The sequence below is a fragment of the Mangrovibacterium diazotrophicum genome, from assembly GCF_003610535.1.
In the GTDB taxonomy this organism is placed as follows: Bacteria; Bacteroidota; Bacteroidia; order Bacteroidales; family Prolixibacteraceae; genus Mangrovibacterium; species Mangrovibacterium diazotrophicum.
Genome location: NZ_RAPN01000002.1, coordinates 20,900 through 39,642, shown reverse-complemented (window position 1 = coordinate 39,642; position 18,743 = coordinate 20,900). Strand labels below are relative to the sequence as shown.

Genomic DNA, 18,743 nt, shown 5'->3' with positions numbered 1-18,743 from the left:
ACTTATGAAATCAAAAAAGACATTAATTCTATGCTTATTTCTGGCGTTTGTTGCCGGAGTTCAAGCCCAGGAGCTTTCCAATTTTATGAACCGGAAGCCCATCATTTCTCCCGAAATTGGTGAGAGTGAAGTTACGTTCCGCATCATGGCTCCGGAAGCCGATACCGTAAAAATCAACGGTGGTTTTACGCCGACTGTTAAAATGAAAACTCAATTCGGAGAAATGGAAGTTCCCAGCAGTGTGAACCTTACGAAAGATGAAAGTGGCCTGTGGTCTATTACAATGCCACTTCCGGAGCCGGAGCTCTACACCTACAGTTTTATGGTGGACGGAGTGGCAGTGAACGATCCTTCGAATATTTTTATGCAGCGCGATGGCACCCGCTATTTAAGTGTTTTGCTGGTTCCGGGTGAGAAAACCGAGAACTACTTCGAGGCCAACGAACGCGGCGACCTTCACCAGGTTTGGTACGATTCTCCAACTTTGGGTCTGAACCGCCGATTGTTTGTTTACACACCTTTTGGTTACGAAACCAGTGGCAAAGACTATCCGGTGTTGTACCTTTTGCATGGAGCCGGTGGAGACGAAGATGCCTGGAGCACTATGGGGCGTGCCCGCCAGATTCTGGATAACCTGATTGAAAAAGGCCTTGCTGTGCCAATGATTTGCGTGATGCCGAATGGAAATCCGAATCAAATGGCTGCAAAAACAGCGCAACTACCCGAAAGTGATTTAGATTTCAGAGATCCTTCCAAGCGAAATTTATATGTAAATAGCTTGTTGAAAGATATCGTTCCTTACATCGAGAAGAATTACCGGGTGATTGCCGACCCGGATCACCGCGCTATTTCGGGCCTATCCATGGGCGGTGGACACACCATTGCTGCTGCTAACGAATACCCTGGGACTTTCCAGTACATTTGCCCGTTGAGCATGGGCTTGTGGGGAGAACAACCTGAGATCGATGAAAAATTACAGGGGCTGAAAACTGCCGGCTATAAGTTGTACTGGCTGGCCTGCGGTAAAACCGATTTTGTTTGGGAAAGCGCCCAGAAGCTGGATGCTAAACTGACTGAAAATGGATTGGAACATACCTTTTTTGTGACAGAAGGAGGCCATACCTGGGCCAACTGGCGGGTTTACCTGAATACATTTGCTCCTCTTTTATTCAAATAGAGAAGTTTGTTTGTCAGCTTTCGTATTTACGAGCAAAGATTGCCGGCATAGCCCAATCCGGCAAGTATCCGATAAAGAACCAGTTGTATAACATATTGGGGAAATCATATTATTGAATTATCATTGTGTCAGTAAGACATTAAATACTAAATCACATAACAGCTTATGAAAAACCGATTAAAAAAGACAAGCTTAATTTCAAAGGCTTGTTTATTCAGCTTAACACTTGGTGTATTTGGCTGCAGCTCGCAACCGAAACAGCCGAGCGATGAAGAAGTGATCAAAAATACAATCTCAAAAATGACATTGGATCAAAAAGCGGAGGTGCTTATTGGTACCGGGATGTTTATGGATTTGCCGGACTCGATTAAAAAGAAGTTTGGTGGTGGCGACGATAATGAGTTGGGCCCGGATTACAAAGCAATGGTAGACCATATTCGTACCTATCTGCCCGGTGCTGCCGGTAATACCTCGGAGTTCCCTGAAGCTGGTGTAACCTGCCAGGTTTTAACTGATGGCCCTGCCGGTCTGCGTATTCAACCCACCCGAAAAGGGGAAGAAAAAACTTATTACTGTACAGCGTTCCCAATTGCAACGGTTTTGGCTTCGAGCTGGGACACAGACTTGGTTTACAAAGTTGGTGAAGCGATGGGAAATGAAGTGTTGGAATATGGCTCTGATGTTTTATTGGCGCCCGGTATGAATATTCAGCGCGATCCGCTCTGTGGTCGTAATTTCGAGTATTATTCGGAAGACCCGTTGGTGACAGGTAAAATGGCCGCGGCTATGGTAAAAGGTATCCAATCAAACGGTGTTGGAACTTCAATTAAGCACTTTGCTGCCAATAACCAGGAAACCAACCGGATGTCGGTGAATACCATTGTCAGCCAGCGTGCCCTGCGCGAAATCTACCTGAAAGGTTTCGAAATTGCAGTGAAAGACGCGCAACCCTGGACGGTGATGTCATCATACAATAAATTGAACGGTGTTTATACATCAGAAAGTCATGGTTTGTTGACTGATATATTGCGGAATGATTGGGGATTCGAAGGTTATGTAATGACCGACTGGGGCGGTGGTAGCGATGTAATTGCCCAAATGAAAGCAGGGAATGATATGATTCAACCCGGACAACCGAAACAGGTTTTGGAGCTGGTTAATGCTGTGAACGAAGGTGCTATTGACGAAGCAATTTTGGATAAAAACCTGAGCCGCATTTTCGGAATTATGCTGAAAACGCCAAAATACAAAGGTTACGCATATTCTTCAGATCCGGATTTGAAAGCACATGCTGAAGTAACTCGCCAAGCGGCTACCGATGGTATGGTACTGCTTGAAAATCGTGATCAGGCCTTGCCAATCACTGCTGATGTGAAAAAAGTAGCTGCTTTTGGAAACACGTCGTATGATTTTATCGCTGGTGGTACCGGAAGTGGTGACGTAAATGAGGCTTACACGATTTCACTGCTGGAAGGATTGGAAAACGGCGGATATGAAACAGATGCCGAGCTGACTGAAATCTATCAGAAATACATTGAAGCAGAACGTGCCAAAGGCGTTAAAACCGACAATTGGTTGGCTGCGTTGATGAATGGTAAAATTCCGGTGACAGAAATGCCGTTGACAAAAGCCTTGGCTCAAAAAATGGCTGCTGAAAATGATATGGCCTTGATTACGATCGGCCGGAACTCGGGAGAAGGCGGTGATCGCAAACCGGAAGCGGGAGATTTCTACCTGACTGATACTGAAAAGGCGCTAATCAAGGATGTTACCGAAGCATTTCACGCAAAGGGTAAAAAAGCCATTGTTGTGTTGAATATCGGAGGTGCCATTGAAACGGCAAGTTGGGCTAACATTCCTGATGCTGTTTTATTGGCATGGCAACCTGGTCAGGAAGCCGGAAACTCGGTAATTGATGTGCTTTCCGGTAAGGTGAACCCATCCGGTAAACTGGCAGTTTCCTTCCCTGTTTCTTACGATGATGCACCTACTTCAAAAACATTCCCTGGACACGAAATTAAGTCGGATGAAGTTGATAATGCAGCAGACTTATCTGGATTCTCGTTTATGAAACGTACACCTTGGGAAGTGGTTTACGACGAAGATATTTACGTTGGTTACCGCTACTACAACACGTTTGATGTTCCTGTGGCTTATGAATTTGGTTACGGATTATCGTACACGAATTTCGAATACAGCAACTTGAAATTAAGTGCTTCCAATTTTGACGGTGAATTAACCGTATCGGTTGATGTGAAAAATACCGGATCAGTAGCTGGCCGCGAAGTAGTTCAGGTTTACGCATCTGCACCTCAGGTTAAACTTGAAAAGCCGGAAGAAGAACTGGTGGCTTTTGGAAAAACTAAGCTCCTGAATCCGGACGAAACAGCAACTTTGAGCTTTACAATTAAAGCAACTGATTTGGCCTCGTTCAACGAAGCGACTTCAAGCTGGCTTGTTGAAGCCGGAAACTACACTGTGAAAGTTGGAGCTTCTTCAATCAAAATCAATCAAACGGCCGACTTCAGCGTGGCCAGCGATATCGATGCTGGTGATGTAAGCAATGTACTTGCCCCTGAAGTATCGATTGAAAAGTTAAGCCAAAAATAGGTTTTTCGTTTGTAGATAATTCTTGATCTCCGTCCCGATAAAGGGGCGGGGATCATTGACAACTGCGTATTTAGCCTTTCCACCTAACCCAATTAACCTAAACCATGCAGAAGTACGACTATATCCTACTCCTGGCTGCCTTTCTTTTTCTTGGAAGTTGTAGCCCCGAAATCACGACAGAGGAAAAAGACGGTTTTAATTTAGTCTCGCAGTCCGATGGACCAAAACTGGGATATTCGCCTAAAAGCGGAGTCACCCTGATAACCGAAAAAGGTTTTGCCTTTAAAGATTTGAATCGCAATGGAAAGCTGGACGCTTATGAGGACTGGCGTTTGCCGGTTGATGAACGGGCTCAGAATCTGGCTTCGCAGATGACTGTTGAGCAAATGGCTGGTCTGATGCTTTACAGTGCACATCAGGCCATTCCAGCCCGGGGAACCGGATTTTTCGGTGGAACCTACGGTGGAAAAGCATTTGAAGAGAGTGGTGCAGAGCCCAGCGATTTATCCGATGCTCAATTAAAATTTTTGAAAGATGATAACCTTCGGCATGTACTGATTACTTCAGTTGAAAGTCCGGCTGTTGCTGCACAATGGAATAACACAGCGCAGGCTTATGTGGAAGGTTTTGGCTTGGGGCTTCCGGTAAATACCAGCTCCGATCCGCGCCATGGCAGCGATTCATATGCGGAATACAATGCCGGGGCAGGAGGTAAAATATCCATGTGGCCTAGTACCTTGGGACTGGCTGCTTCTTTTGATCCGGAATTGATGCACCAGTTTGGCGAGATTGCGGCGGCGGAATATCGTGCATTGGGAATTGCAACGGCACTGTCACCTCAGATTGATTTGGCAACCGAACCGCGCTGGAGTCGTTTCGACGGCACCATGGGGGAAGATCCGGATCTGGCAACCGACATGGCTCGCGCTTATGTTGACGGTATGCAAACGTCAATCGGCGACAAGGAAGTTGCCGATGGCTGGGGTTACGGCAGTGTAAACGCGATGGTGAAACACTGGCCGGGCGGCGGTCCAGAAGAAGGTGGTCGCGACGCACATTTCGGCTATGGCGCTTATGCCGTTTATCCCGGCAACAACCTGGCTGATCATTTGAAACCCTTTACTGAAGGTGCTTTCAAACTAAATGGCAAAACATCGAAAGCAGCAGCTGTGATGCCATATTACACCATTTCGTGGCAACGCGATACCGTGAATGGCGAAGAAGTTGGTAACAGTTACAACAAATATTTAATTAGAGACTTGCTGCGCGAAATGTATGGCTACGACGGCGTAGTGTGTACTGATTGGATGATTACGAAAGATACTCATAGCGTGGGAACCTTCGAAGGAAAATGCTGGGGCGTGGAAACACTGACCGAGGCAGAACGTCATTTTAAAGCGTTGGAAGCCGGTGTTGATCAGTTTGGCGGAAACAACGATATGGGACCAGTCATTGAAGCTTACCAGATGGGCGTTGCCAAATACGGTGAAGCAGCCATGCGCGAACGATTTGAGCGATCTGCAGTTCGCTTGCTTCGGAATATCTTTCGGGTAGGCTTGTTCGAAAATCCATATTTGGATGTCGAGGAAACCAAACAAATCGTTGGAAATCCCGACTACATGAAAGCAGGTTTCGACGCCCAGTTGCGCACGATCGTTCTATTGAAAAATCACGAACAGACGTTGCCGCAGAAGAAACAGCTGAAGGTTTATATCCCGGAACGAGTTGTTCCAGCCACCAAAAACTGGTTTGGTTTCGAGGTTCCGGAGAAGCGTGAAATTCCGTTCAACCTGGACGTTGTCAAACATTATTTTGAAGTCGTGGCTACTCCTGCCGAAGCCGACTTTGCATTGGTTGGTATTAAAAATCCGGATGGAGGAGTTGGTTATGACGAAAATGATTTGGAACAAGGTGGTAGTGGCTATGTGCCAATCAGCTTGCAATACAGTCCGTACGAAGCCATTGCCGCGCGCGACGAAAGTCTGGCAGGTGGAAGTCCATTTGAAGATTTTACCAACCGAAGCTATAAAGGCAAAACGGTAAAAACGAATAACAGCGGTGATATGGATTTGGTCCTGAAAACGAGGAATGAGATGGGAGACAAACCGGTGATTGTAGTGGCTCATGTCAGCAAACCGATGATATTCTCGGAGATTGAACCTTCTGCATCGGCTATTTTGGTTCACATGGGCGTACAGGATCAGGCGCTGCTCGAGATTATTTCCGGAGCGGTTGAACCCTCTGCTTTATTACCTTTCCAAATGCCTGCCAACATGAAAACCGTGGAAGAACAGTTTGAAGATGTTCCGCGCGACATGACTCCCTATACCGACTCCGATGGAAATCAGTACGACTTTGCTTTTGGTTTGAACTGGCAAGGTCCCATCGATGATTCTCGGGTAAGTACTTATAAATAATTCACTTTTTAACGATTTTTCTTTTCAGCGAAGCGCCATTCGGTGCTTCGCCTGGGAAGACTTTGCCTAAACTTTTATGAAAAAGCTCTACCTGTTCATTCTTTTATTCGGCTGCTTGGGTGTTACTTCCGTTCGAGGTCAGGGACTTTCGGTTGAACTGACCGGGCTCGAAGATTCATGGTATGTGAGCAATGCGTTTGTGACTTCAGTTCCCGGTGTTTCTTCTCTCAGCTTTGTTTCTGTCAACCTGTTATCTGCCGATTATCTTGGCGATGAGGAAGTTCGTTTGTTATCGATGAGCAATGTTGCCTGGGAAGTGGCAAAGTCGTTTAAACCGGCTATTGGTTTAATTTATGCTACCGGTGGTAGTCCTCGGGCAATGATTGGTGTTCAGACTGCCTATGAGCGAAAAAAATTCAGTGCAAGTTTTTCCCCGTCCTATTCACCCGGGCAGGAGGCAGATTTTAAAATCCTGGCAGGGTTTCAGATTTTGGCTGAATTGAAACGAGAATTTAGTTTTATTACACGGTTGAGAACACTGTCGACCGTGGCGTTGGATGAGCACAAATTTTCGTCGATGCGTTTCAGAATTGGTTTGAAACGAAATCGTTATGAGTTGGGGCTCGCCGACGATTTTTCCTTAATCGGAAATATATGCGAAGCGATCAACCACATCGGAATCTACTTTCAATATAAACTTTTGTAATTTTGTTGAGCCGGTAAGTTAATTTTAGAGTTTACAGTTAGTTTTCTGTTGATTGCCCGTTTTAGCAACTATCATTTTTGCTATTATTGCGAAGGGAAGAATTGGCTGTTCGAAGCGGGTGCTTGATTCTTTCCGGTAATTGTTGCAACTCAGAAATAAAAACCACTATGACTTATTGTATTGGCATTAAATTGAAGGCGGGGCTGGTGGCCTTGAGCGATAGCCGGATTACTTCGGGAAATGAAACAACCAACGCGCGCAAGTATAAAATTTACGAGCAAGGCGATCAGCATATCTTTTTGATGACTTCGGGCCTTCGTTCGGTTCGTGATAAAACGCTGACTTACTTTCAGGAAAGCCTGAATGATAAGCTTGACAATTTCAATAAGCTTTACGAGGTGGTGAATGCTTTAGGCGACCAAATAAAACGTGTCGCTGCGGAAGACAAGCGAAGTTTGGCTGAAAGTGGCCTCGATTTCAGTATCAATACAATTGTTGGTGGCAAGCTTGTTGGCGACGATGAGCACAAACTTTACATGTTGTACCCGCAAGGTAACTGGATTGAAATCGGAGAGGGAACACCTTTCTGTATTATCGGAAACTCCGGTTACGGAACACCGATTCTGCGTCGTACCATCACTCCGTATTCCAGCATTCGTTTTGCGCTGACGGCAGCGTTCCTGTCGTTCGATTCTACCCGTGTATCGGCTAACGATGTTGGTTACCCCGTGGATGTAATGATTTACGAGAAAGAAAGTTCGAAAATTAAAGTGAAGCGCTTTTTTGAGGGCGATTTGCAGGCGATCTCGAAAATGTGGGGTGAAATGTTAACCCAATCAGTGAATAAGATTCCGGAAGATTGGGTAGACAGTATTCTTTCAGAATAGATCTCGATTAAAAGAAGAATAATTAACAAGACAGGCTCTCCCATAACGAGAGCCTTTTTTTATTCGAAGAATGCCGGATCGTATTGGACCGTGCCTTTAATTTCGTTTAAGGCAAAGGGAATAATTTCCATCACCATACAATTCACCGCAGGTGCGTCGAATGGTAATTTGATGTTGTGTTTGCTGCAAAGCTCGTAGCCAAAGCGGGGGTAATATTTCTCGTGCCCAACCAGCACAATCGCTTTGTAGCCCATTTCCAGCGCTTTGTTTTGTGCGGCCACAATCAGCTGGCTGCCAATATTCTGATTTTGGTATTCGGGCAGAACAGAGACTGGGGCGAGAGTCAACGCGTGATGCACGAGCCCTTTATCTTCTACGATTTTAATCGCGGTTAGTAAAATATGGCCGACAACAGTGCCGTCATTCAGGCAGGCAACCATCGACAATTCAGGGATAAAAGAATCAGAATGCCTTAGGCGCTGAACCAAAAACTGTTCGCGGTGATCGCTGATATCCAGCGAACGAAAAGCTTCCTCTGTCAGTTTAAAAACAGCATCGTAATCGGCTTCGGTTTCTTGCCTGACTTTAACTTTCATGATCGTTGTGTTTGCCTTTTTTCTTTTTGGTTTCCCAAATTTGTTTCAGCGTTTGGTTGGTCTCGGTTTGATAATCGAATACCCCTTTGGAAACGCCCAAACGTTGCGAAGAGTAAATGCCCGAATTTCCGGAGAAATAGTAGGCAATAAAACAGGCAATAGCGTAGTACAGAATATGTTCTCCCCCAAATAATTCAACTCCCATTAGCGTACAGGCCATTGGCGTGTTGGTAGCGCCGGCAAACACGGCAATAAAACCGAGTGCCGCAAACAGATCGACTGGGTTTCCGGTTAGCGTAGCGATGGTGTTACCCAGTGTAGCTCCAATGAAAAACAAAGGCGTCACTTCACCTCCTTTAAAACCCGTACCTAAAGTTACGGCAGTGAAAACCAGTTTCCAAAACCAGCTGAGCAAGTCCACGCCATCCGCTTTAAAAGCGTTGACTAAACTAACGCCGGTTCCATCGGCCGTGGTGACACCAATACCCAGGTAGTCGCGGGTGCCCAGAAGGAAGGTCATGGCAATTACAACAAGTCCTCCAACTGCTGGAATCAGCAATTTCCGTTTGATATATTTGTTGGCCAGGTCTTTGATTTCGTGTGTCAGGTAGGCAAAAGCGTTTCCTGCCAGTCCGAAAAAGATGGCTGCAATAATGACGAAGAAAATCAGTTTCAGGTCGAAATGCATAAACGAGAAGCTCGATTGCACATGGTCGTGAAAGTTGACGTGGTAGTGTGTGTGGGTGATGCCAAACGACGAACAAACAATATCTGCCATCAGCGAAGCCGAAAGTGCGGGGAAAAGAGCATCATACTTTATTTTGCCGAAAGCCAGCACCTCCAGTGCAAAAATTGCTCCGGCGATTGGTGTCCCGAAAACAGCACCAAAACCTGCAGCCACCCCTGAAATGAGGAGAATTCGTAAATCGTCCTTATCCAGTTTCAGCATCTTTCCGACAAAGGCGGCCATACTACCACCGATTTGCACGGCTGTACCTTCTCGGCCGGCCGAACCACCAAAAAGGTGGGTGGCAACTGTGGTAATCAATACAAATGGAGCCATGCGTGCCGGGATACCACCACCGGGCTTGTGAATTTCGTCGACCACCAGGTTATTGCCGGCTTCTGCATTTTTACCTTTAAATCGGTAAAGAGCGACAATCGCCACACCCGCCAACGGAAGAAAATAAAGCAGCCAGCCCTGTTGCCAACGCGTTTCGGTAGCTAATTGGAGCAGGTAAAGAAAAATGGCAACCAGGCTACCCGAGATCAGTGCAACGGGAAGCGTGAGCAGAAACCATTTGATCACATATTTCAGAATGTAAAACTGGTCGAGATGTCTTTTAATCTTCAGTGGCATAATTGTCAATTCATAAATGATTCCAGGCGCAAAAATCGGAATCGATCACAAGAGTCGTTAAAGTTATTTTAAAAAAGCTGAAATGGACTGTCTCGAAAAAGCCCACCAGTTATTGTGCTCGTTTTTTAATGCAAAATAAACAAAGATCCGGGTGACCGCGGGTCATTCAATGACCGTGTTGCTCACAAACGCAATCTTCTTGCCGTCGGGCGACCAGTTGAAAACATTCATCGAACCTTGTCCTCCGTAGAGGTAGGCGATTACTTTCGGATCCCCGCCAGTGGAAGCCATCGTACGAATGGTTACCCGTTTGTAGAAGGGGTGATCGTCGGCCGCGATTTCTTTCGGATACGAAATAAACACCAGTTGGCTTCCATCGGGCGACACATGCGGAAACCAATCATTGAAATCGTCGAAAGTGAGCTGCGTCTGTTCTGTGCCGTCCGGTTTCATGCGATAGACCTGCATGGTACCGGTTCGTGTCGAGCAGAAATAAATGAATTCTCCATCGGCCGAATATTCCGATCCGTCGTCTAATCCTTCTGAGTCAGTTAGCTGAATTTCTTCCTTGGTCTCCAGGTCAATTTTGTATAAATCCAGTTGCTCCGCGTTGTTCCGGCCTCCCGTGAAAACGGCAAATTGTTTATCGGGTGAAAAGCCATGCAAATAGGAGGGACTTTCGTTGGTTAATCGCTCGGGAGTTCCACCTTCAGCAGGGAGGGTATAAATCAGCGAAGCGTGGTTCGGATCTTCGGTATGATCACTAATCCCGAGCAGCAGGCCATCTAATGACAGAACGTGGTCGTTGTTGTTATTCTGGGCAAAACCGGTATTGATTTCGGTCGAGCTGTTATCTGCCAGGTTGAGCTTGAAGATCTTGCCATCGCTGTTGTAGTACAATGATTTTCCATCGGGTGACCAGTTCGGGGCTTGCAGCGATTTCGAAGAACTAAAAATGATATTCAGTTTGCCACTTTCAAAATCCAAAATTTCGATTTGGCTGCCAATGTAGTCCTGGTAAGGAACGAAGTCATCGGGCGCGGGGATAGTCAGTCGTACATTGTCGAAAATGGCCTCTTCCAACACATCTTCGTCGTGCGAACACACAAAAAGCCCTAGATAGACTTCCGGGGACAGCTGAGATCCATCAAGTTCAACAGATTGCATGGCTTCTCCCTCCACTGCCATCGAAAAAATAAAGCGCTGTCCCTGTCGCTCCAGTCGGATCATGTTTGGAACTGAAACATTGGCCCGGATTTCCTGGGTATCACTGTTTCGTTCCGGGCGATATTGCAAGGCTGCGAGGCCATCGCCATGAACAACAGCGCTCACATGTGCCGCTCCACCGAACAGTTCCTCCCGGGCCATCATTCCTATTTTTCGATGTTCGTTTTCACCTTCGCCTGTAAATTTTACCCGGGCAGTCAGAATGAAATCACCGCTGATCCTTTTCGAGATAAACTGGAATTGATCTTTGTCGAACCAAATGTTTTCGCCGGCACCTTGGATACGGTATTCGCCGCTGATTGAATCGAACGCAGCGCTTCCTTTCATTTTCGGATAGCCGATATCCGATTGAATTTGAAATTGTCCGATACGAACTTCTTTCTTGTTTTCGCAGGAGTTGAGCATAACAAACAGGCTTGATATTATGATGAGAATAGAGAAGAATGAATGAATTCGGGATGTGTGGAAATGATTCATAAGTATTTAAAATGAAGATTGATCGGTTGAGTTTAGGAAATCCTAATTTAGTTATTCTGTTTCAATATTGAAGCTGCTTAACGAAAACCTTTTGTTTGTCGGGAAGAGAATTTCGGATCGACTATGGCTGATTTTTTTACAGATTGAAAATGACGAACCAGAGGATTTACGTTAACGAACACAGTCACACTTCACTTTTATTTTTCATTTTTCACAACATATGAGTGAGTATTTCCTAGGGCATATTTATATAAAAAGGGAGGAAATCGTTTTACGTTTTTTTTCAAAACGATATATTTGAGGACGACATATTGCTAACTATTGGTCGATTTAGAGTTAAATAGAAATCAGTTGACGCTCCTGAAGAATGGAGACATGCAAGCTTTCGATACGATTTACAATCGGTATTGCAAACGGCTGTACTATTTTGTTATTCGCTATGTCAAATCAGACGAAGACGCTGAAGAGATTGTGCAGGAAGTGTTTATAAAAGTCTGGGAAAACCGGGAACGAATCAATGTCTTTTCCTCCTTCGAATCTTTTCTGTTTACCATCGCATACAATTCCACCATCAGCCTTATTCGGAAGCGGGTGAGCGAAAAGAAATACCTGGATCATCTGGCATCAATACAGGAAACTCAAAATGCGCCCGAGGTCGTGAATGAGGTTCAATTCCACGAACTAAACGAGCGGGTAAATCAGCTTATCGCAGAATTGACACCTCGCCAGCAGGAAATATTTCGGTTAAGCAGGGAAGAGGGTTTATCGCATGACGAAATTGCCGTCCGGCTGAGTCTTTCATCCAACACAGTTAAAAATCATTTGGTGTCTGCGCTTAAATATCTGCGGTCGAATCTAGATAATGGTTTGATGATCTGTGTTTTATTTCTCCATTTATTTTTTTGAAAAAAAGTTAGGTTTCAGTTAGTCCCTTTTGTCGGCTTAGGCGTATTACTGTCGATTTACCGAAGGAAAGAATCCTTTTTAATGCTTAATAGTTTCCTTGGTAGATGATAACTGACTAATATGACGAAAGAACTGTTGGATAAATTCCTAAACGACCAATGTTCCCCGGAGGAATTGGAGCAAGTGAAGAATTGGTTGAGCAAGTTTGACTCAGCCGACGAAAAGGAGAAATTGGTTTATGAAGATTGGAAAAGCTTCGATTTACCCGATATAGAATTTGGTGCAGACGAAAATCTGAAATTCAATCGCCTTCTTGACAACATCCATAGTAAGCTTAACAAAACGCAGCGCGTGGCCAGGACGCGCAACGTGTCACGCTTTATTGGTTGGGCGACGAAAGCTGCTGCCATACTTTTTATTCCTGTTTTATCAATCTTGTGTTACACCGTTTACAATCAGGTAAAGCAACCCAGTAGTTTGGCTGATATGATGGTGGATTCCGTTGAGGTTTCGGCGCCAGTTGGTTCGATAACCACAGTTAAGCTTTCCGATGGAACGACCGTTCATCTGAATTATGGCAGTAAGATTTCCTATCCCCGAATTTTCACTGGAAAGAAGAGAGAGCTGAAATTAAAAGGTGAGGGCTTTTTCGAAGTGGCTCATAATCCGGAGAAGCCTTTCATTGTTGAGGCCAATGGTTTAAATGTGAAAGTACTGGGGACCAAGTTCAATGTTCAGGCTTATCCCGGTCAGAATGTCGTTTCGACGACGCTCGTGGAAGGGAAAGTTGAGCTGGAGCATGCAACCGGGCAGGGAAGTGCGAAACAATTGGGAGCCATGAAGCCGGGACAGCATGTCGAGTATTTTATCAACTCGGGAAAAATTGAAAGCACGATCGGAAACACCGGGAAATATATCGGGTGGAAAGATGGGCTCCTGATGTTTGAGAATTCGGACATCGAAGAAGTAGTCGATCGGTTGGGACGTAAATTCAATGTTGATTTTGTGGTTGATGATGATCTGCGGGATCTGACTTACACGGTAACTTTTATTGATGAACCGCTCTCCCAAATTCTGGAACTGATGAAGGAAATTACGCCAATTCGTTATCGAATTTCACCAAGAATCAAGTTGCCCGATGGCAGTTTCTCAAAACAAACAATCACGATAAATAAACGATAAACCAACTAAAAACGCATGCTTATGTAACAGCCTAAATGCAAAAGGGAAATGCTGCTACATTTCCCTAATGAGTTTAAAAATCTACCCTGAACGGCCAGGTACAGGGCAAATTCTAACTATAACATTGTAAAAGTATGAAAAAAAATGATTGCACCGGATGGGAATGCTATGTTCCCATCGTAACTGCTTATTTCCGAGTTATGAAACTAACAGCCTTCTTTATTCTCCTTTCCTGTTTTGCTGTTACGGCAAACCAGTCCTACTCACAAACCACTACGGTAAATTTGAATCTTAAGAACGTATCTGTGAAGGAAGTTCTTTCTCAAATAGAAGATTTGACCGGGTACAGCTTCATGTACAGCGAGAAGCTTGTCGACGTCGAACGAAAAGTATCCATCACTTCCGACAACAAAGAGGTTGACGATGTCTTGAAAACTTTGTTTGCCGGAACAAACGTCGAATTCAAAAAAACAAACCGGATCATTACTTTGTCCAGCTCGGTTGCTGAAAACGCTGTTGCCGCTAATCTGACTGTCAAAGGCCGGGTGGTCGATACAGGCGGAGCGCCTTTGCCTGGTGTGACGGTGATTATAAAAGGAACCACAATCGGTACGATAACTGATGGTCAAGGTGACTACACTTTGGACAATGTTCCCAGTGATGCCACTTTGGTGTTTTCATTCGTAGGGATGAGATCCGAAGAAGTAATCGTTGCCGGTAAATCGAATATTAACGTGACTTTAGCGGAAGAAACAATCGGCATTGAAGAGGTTGTAGCCATTGGTTACGGAACAATGCGTAAGCAGGATGTGACCGGTTCAATTTCGCAGGCTAAAGGTTCCGAACTGGTAAAAAGTCAAAACTTCAGCGCGCTCGATAACCTGAGAGGTAAAGTTTCGGGTGTGAATATTTATTCCAACTCCGGACAACCGGGCGCATATCAAAGCCGCGTTGTTATCCGTGGTTTATCGACTATCAACTCCAAGTCAGACCCGCTGTACGTTGTGGACGGTGTAGTGATGGAAAACTTTGGATTGGCGAACCCCAACGACATTGAAAGCATCGAGGTTTTGAAAGATGCTTCCGCTGCTGCTATTTATGGTGCCCGTGGTGCAAACGGTGTAATTATCGTAACAACAAAACGTGGTAAAAAAGGTGGCGAAGGAACGACCATCAGTTACCAGGGATCGGCGAGTGTCAGCACTGTTGCACGCTACATGGATGTGTTGAATGCTCAGGAATGGACCGATGCGTTTATGCAAGGTTTGGAAAACGAAAATACCTACATGGGCTACGATTGGTCGCTCGACCGCACAGACTGGTTTACCGACCGGAATTATTTCGATGCTTCGGGTAATCCACTTTATGATACCGATTGGCAAAAAGAAGCCACACGCACAGCGTTCTCTCAAAACCACCAACTGAGTATTCAGCAGGCTGGTGCAACCTCATCGACAGGTGCATTTCTGAATTACACCGATTTGGAAGGAGTGGTGAATAACACTTACACCAAACGTTTGAATGCCAAAGTATCGTTCGATGCAACTCCAACTGAATGGTTGTCAACAGCGATCAACGTGATGGTGAATCACTCCTGGGGCCGTTATACGCCGGAGACCGGTGGCGGCCAGGAAGCCAGACGCACCATGATTGAAATGTTACCCTGGTTGCCGGTTCGTGATGCCAACGGCGACTATACAACTTCTTCCAGCTCGACCATGTCGGATACCTTTGGTTTTGAAGGAATGTCGAATCCTGCTATGATCCTTGATTTGCAAAAACGGATGAACTACAACACGCAGATCTTCGGAAATGCCGCTTTGACTTTTCATTTGATGGAAGGACTGGATTTGAAAACACAGTTTGGTGTCGATAATCAAAACAAAACCTACAGAGGCTACTCTTCTGTTTCGTTGAATAACATTTCCATGCCGAACGGTTGGGCTAGCCTGCAGCATACGAATACCTTCTACTGGCAAGAGGAAACCTACCTGACTTATAACAAGGTATTTGGTTTGCACCGCTTGAATGCAATGGCAGGTCTTTCCTGGCAGGAGCGGACTTACAACTTTGATTCGTCCTACACCGAAGGTTTCAGCGATGACTTCTTTGAATGGTACAACATGGGAGCAGGAACAACGCCTTCTTCACCATCATCTGATTACAACAAGTGGGCGATGAACTCTTACTTCCTTCGTTTCGCCTATACCTACAACGATAAGTATTCGGCAACTGTAACAGGCCGTTATGACGGTTCTTCCAAGTTTGGTGCAAACAACAAATACGCCTTCTTCCCGTCGGCTGGTTTGGCCTGGAACGTTTCGCAGGAAGATTTCCTGAAAGACGACGATTTGGTGAGTAATTTGAAGCTGCATACCAGCTACGGGATCACCGGTAACTCGGAGATTGATCCTTATCAGTCACTGGCTTCGGTAAGTTCGGGTACTTTGTTGCTCGATGGTTCGCGTGCAGCTTATTCTTACATCAGTTCAATGGCAAACCCCGACTTGAAATGGGAAAAAACAGCACAGTGGGATTTCGGTTTCGACTTGGGGTTGTTTGAAAACCGCTTGAACTTCGATATTTCCTATTACCACAAAAAGACAACTGATCTGTTGCTCGAAACACCGCTCCCAACATCTTCAGGCTTTAGCTCCATCTATAAAAATATCGGATCGGTGCAAAACCAGGGGCTTGATGTGATGATTGACGCCACTCCGGTAAGAACAGAGGATTTCCGCTGGAATACGACGTTGAACCTGAACTTCAACAAGAACAAAATACTTCATTTGGGTGAAAACGATGAGGATATTGAGCTGAACGGCTGGGTTGGTGGTTCGGAAAGCGTTTTGCGCGTCGGCGAAAACCTGAGTAGTTTCTATGGTTACAAAAGACTCGGCGTTTATACAATCGAAGATTATGAAGCCGGCGAAGCTGAGCTGAGCCAGGTTGGTCGTGCGAAACGAACTACAGAAAAAGAAATTATCGGTAAAGGGATGCCCGATTGGACCGGTAGCTTTATAAATAACTTCGCTTATAAAAACTTCGACCTAACGATTGACCTGCAGTTTGTTTGGGGAGTTGAAACCATGCAGCAGTTCTATCACTCAACCTACGACCGCTTCGGAATCACCAATGGTTTGTCAAACATTTTGTACGACGCCTACGACGGCACAAATCCGAATACGATGGAACAGGCAATTTACCTGTGTAATTCAGGACATGCCGGCCAGAATACCACTGTGGACTCAGGCTGGATTGCCGACGGTTCGTATTTGAGAGCCAACCTGATTCAGTTGGGGTACAATATTCCGAAAGTGAAATGTGAATCCATGGGGATTTCTGCCTTCCGTTTATATGCCAGTGTAAACAACGCCTTCCTGATCTGTTCAGATGAATTCAACGGTTACGATCCTGAATCGACTTCACAGGGAACGACCAATAAATTCGGACAGAATATGACATTCTTTGCTTATCCTCGAGCCAGAACCTGGACACTGGGAGTAAACGTAACATTCTAATCACCTAAAAATGAAAACTAGCATGAAAAAGATAATATTACTCTTATCAGTGGGACTTCTGTGTTTGACCTCGTGTGACAAGTTTCTGGAAGAAAGTCCAAAATCATCGATAACGGATGTTGATTATTATACAACCGAAGCACAGGCAACAGCCAACGTAAATTATTTGTACCGGAACGGAGCGCCACGACGGATCTCCTATGCATCTAGTGCTTACATTGGCCCGAAAGTTTCAATTACCGGAATGCTGACCGGTTATTTCAGTAACAGCTATGAAGGACAGGAAGTGGTCTGCAAATATTCACGTTTGCTGACTCGCCAGGACCATACCAATGAGATCTCCGACACATCTGATGACATTTGGGACAACTGCTACAATGCGATCAACGTGGCAAATACGGCAATCGCCAGCATTCCAAGTATCACAATGGAGTCAAGTACTTCGGAACAGTTGACAGCTGAAGCCAAGTTCTTCCGCGCCTTCAACTATTTCTTCCTGGTCAAAACTTTTGGTGACGTGCCTTTGCTGCTTGAGCCAACGACATTGGATAATCTTTATCCGGAAAGAACGGCTGCAGCGACTGTTTATCAACAGATCGAAACAGATCTTCAGGATGCGATCAGTGTACTGCCTGCCGAAATGTTTGCATCGAATGGCCATCGTATTTCCAAATACGTTGCAGCAATGGTGCTGACTGATGTTTATTTCCACCAGGGTGACTATGCGAATGCAAAGACCTATGCCAAAATAGTTGTTGACTCACCGCATTCATTAACAGAGAACACCGATATGACCAGCAGTAGTGCTTACAACATTCTGCGTTCGACCGACGATTTGGATGAGGTGATTTATTGCCAGGAATATGATGCCAGTATCAGTACCAGCAGCTGGTGGCCAACTTATTGCTTCTCGTCTTCGGCAACAGCTATCTTCGGAACCTATTCCATCTTCGAACGGGTTTACGGTCCAATCGACCAGTTCCTGAATGTTTATGAATCAACCGATTTGCGCATTCAGCCTAATCAGTTCTTCCATTGGGATTACACGAACCCTGACAATGGTAAAACCTGGACCGCGCCCGAAGGACAGGCAGGATGCTGGTATTACTACGATGAAGACGCGCTGTTGTCGACCGGTAAAGGAACCAAGGACTGGAATTTCTACCGCCTGGCAGAAGCCTACCTGGATTATGCCGAGTCGATTGCTCAAACTGATGGTGTAACCAGCGATGCCGCTGAATACCTGGCACAGGTGCAAGCCCGCGCAAACACCGAAGGAAAAACAGTTGCTGAGATTAAAACAGAATTGCAAGCGCTTTCTCAAAGCGACTTCATTGAAACATGCTGGACAGAACGAATCCGCGAATTCCCGTTGGAATTCAAGATTTGGGACGATTGTGTGCGGACGATGAAATTCCCGGTAATCTCGGAAACTGAAGCTGGAGTTGTGAGCTATGTGGATTTGATCGGTGCATCAAATGCAGCCGGTGCAACCTTTAAGCAAACCGACCTGGTTTTCCCGATTTCATTGAGCGAATTGCAGCGTAACCCCAATCTTGTGCAGAATGACGGCTACGCCAGTAAATAGAGTTTAACTTGTAACAGAAGAGCCTCAGCAATCCACTGGGGCTCTTTCTGAATAAATATGAAGTAATGTTCGGGAGAACAAGGTAAAAT

Annotated in this window: 12 protein-coding genes; 9 read left to right on the top strand and 3 right to left on the bottom strand. The window is 45.4% G+C overall.

All coding sequences use genetic code 11. The features are described 5' to 3' along the window. Positions 1-4 precede the first annotated feature (4 nt). The 5 genes from BC643_RS16400 (at position 5) to BC643_RS16380 (ending at position 7,797) form a co-directional block, all read left to right on the top strand. Complete coding sequence (locus BC643_RS16400; protein ID WP_120274362.1) at positions 5-1,177, top strand: esterase; 1,173 nt, start codon at positions 5-7, stop codon at positions 1,175-1,177. Between the two features lie 165 nt (positions 1,178-1,342). Continuing rightward, the gene (locus tag BC643_RS16395) at positions 1,343-3,787 is read left to right on the top strand and encodes a glycoside hydrolase family 3 C-terminal domain-containing protein (RefSeq protein ID WP_245995006.1); all 2,445 of its coding nucleotides are present in this window, start codon (positions 1,343-1,345) and stop codon (positions 3,785-3,787) included. 104 nt (positions 3,788-3,891) lie between these two features. Next, entirely contained in the window at positions 3,892-6,204 is a 2,313-nt protein-coding gene (locus BC643_RS16390) for a glycoside hydrolase family 3 protein (RefSeq protein WP_120274361.1), read from the top strand. 76 nt (positions 6,205-6,280) lie between these two features. Then, positions 6,281-6,910 carry a hypothetical protein gene (locus BC643_RS16385; protein ID WP_120274360.1) on the top strand — a complete coding sequence of 210 codons (630 nt, stop codon included), beginning with the start codon at positions 6,281-6,283 and terminating at the stop codon, positions 6,908-6,910. A gap of 167 nt (positions 6,911-7,077) precedes the next feature. Then, positions 7,078-7,797, top strand: coding sequence for a peptidase (locus BC643_RS16380; protein WP_120274359.1), 720 nt, complete (start codon positions 7,078-7,080; stop codon positions 7,795-7,797). Positions 7,798-7,856: 59 nt separating this feature from the next. On the opposite strand, the gene BC643_RS16375 is transcribed toward BC643_RS16380, so the two are convergent. The 3 genes from BC643_RS16375 to BC643_RS16365 form a co-directional block, all read right to left on the bottom strand. Continuing rightward, complete coding sequence (locus BC643_RS16375; RefSeq protein WP_120274358.1) at positions 7,857-8,393, bottom strand: GNAT family N-acetyltransferase; 537 nt, start codon at positions 8,391-8,393, stop codon at positions 7,857-7,859. Beyond that, positions 8,383-9,753: a voltage-gated chloride channel family protein gene (locus tag BC643_RS16370; RefSeq protein WP_120274357.1), complete on the bottom strand. Its 1,371-nt coding sequence runs from the start codon at positions 9,751-9,753 to the stop codon at positions 8,383-8,385. The genes BC643_RS16375 and BC643_RS16370 overlap by 11 nt, the downstream gene beginning before the upstream one ends. Positions 9,754-9,915: 162 nt before the next feature. Further along, positions 9,916-11,457, bottom strand: a complete 1,542-nt coding sequence (locus BC643_RS16365; protein WP_120274356.1) for a TolB family protein — start codon at positions 11,455-11,457, stop codon at positions 9,916-9,918. Positions 11,458-11,808: 351 nt separating this feature from the next. Between BC643_RS16365 and BC643_RS16360 the strand changes: the two genes are divergently transcribed. The 4 genes from BC643_RS16360 to BC643_RS16345 all read left to right on the top strand — a co-directional run bounded on the left by BC643_RS16360 (position 11,809) and on the right by BC643_RS16345 (position 18,654). Beyond that, positions 11,809-12,363 carry an RNA polymerase sigma-70 factor gene (locus BC643_RS16360; RefSeq protein ID WP_147377251.1) on the top strand — a complete coding sequence of 185 codons (555 nt, stop codon included), beginning with the start codon at positions 11,809-11,811 and terminating at the stop codon, positions 12,361-12,363. 120 nt (positions 12,364-12,483) lie between these two features. After that, positions 12,484-13,545, top strand: coding sequence for a FecR family protein (locus tag BC643_RS16355; RefSeq protein WP_120274354.1), 1,062 nt, complete (start codon positions 12,484-12,486; stop codon positions 13,543-13,545). Between the two features lie 134 nt (positions 13,546-13,679). Next, positions 13,680-17,066 carry a TonB-dependent receptor gene (locus BC643_RS16350; RefSeq protein ID WP_211338122.1) on the top strand — a complete coding sequence of 1,129 codons (3,387 nt, stop codon included), beginning with the start codon at positions 13,680-13,682 and terminating at the stop codon, positions 17,064-17,066. A 22-nt stretch (positions 17,067-17,088) separates the two neighbouring features. Beyond that, positions 17,089-18,654 (top strand): RagB/SusD family nutrient uptake outer membrane protein, encoded by a 1,566-nt coding sequence (locus BC643_RS16345; protein ID WP_120274353.1) that lies wholly within the window; start codon positions 17,089-17,091, stop codon positions 18,652-18,654. Positions 18,655-18,743: the final 89 nt, after the last annotated feature.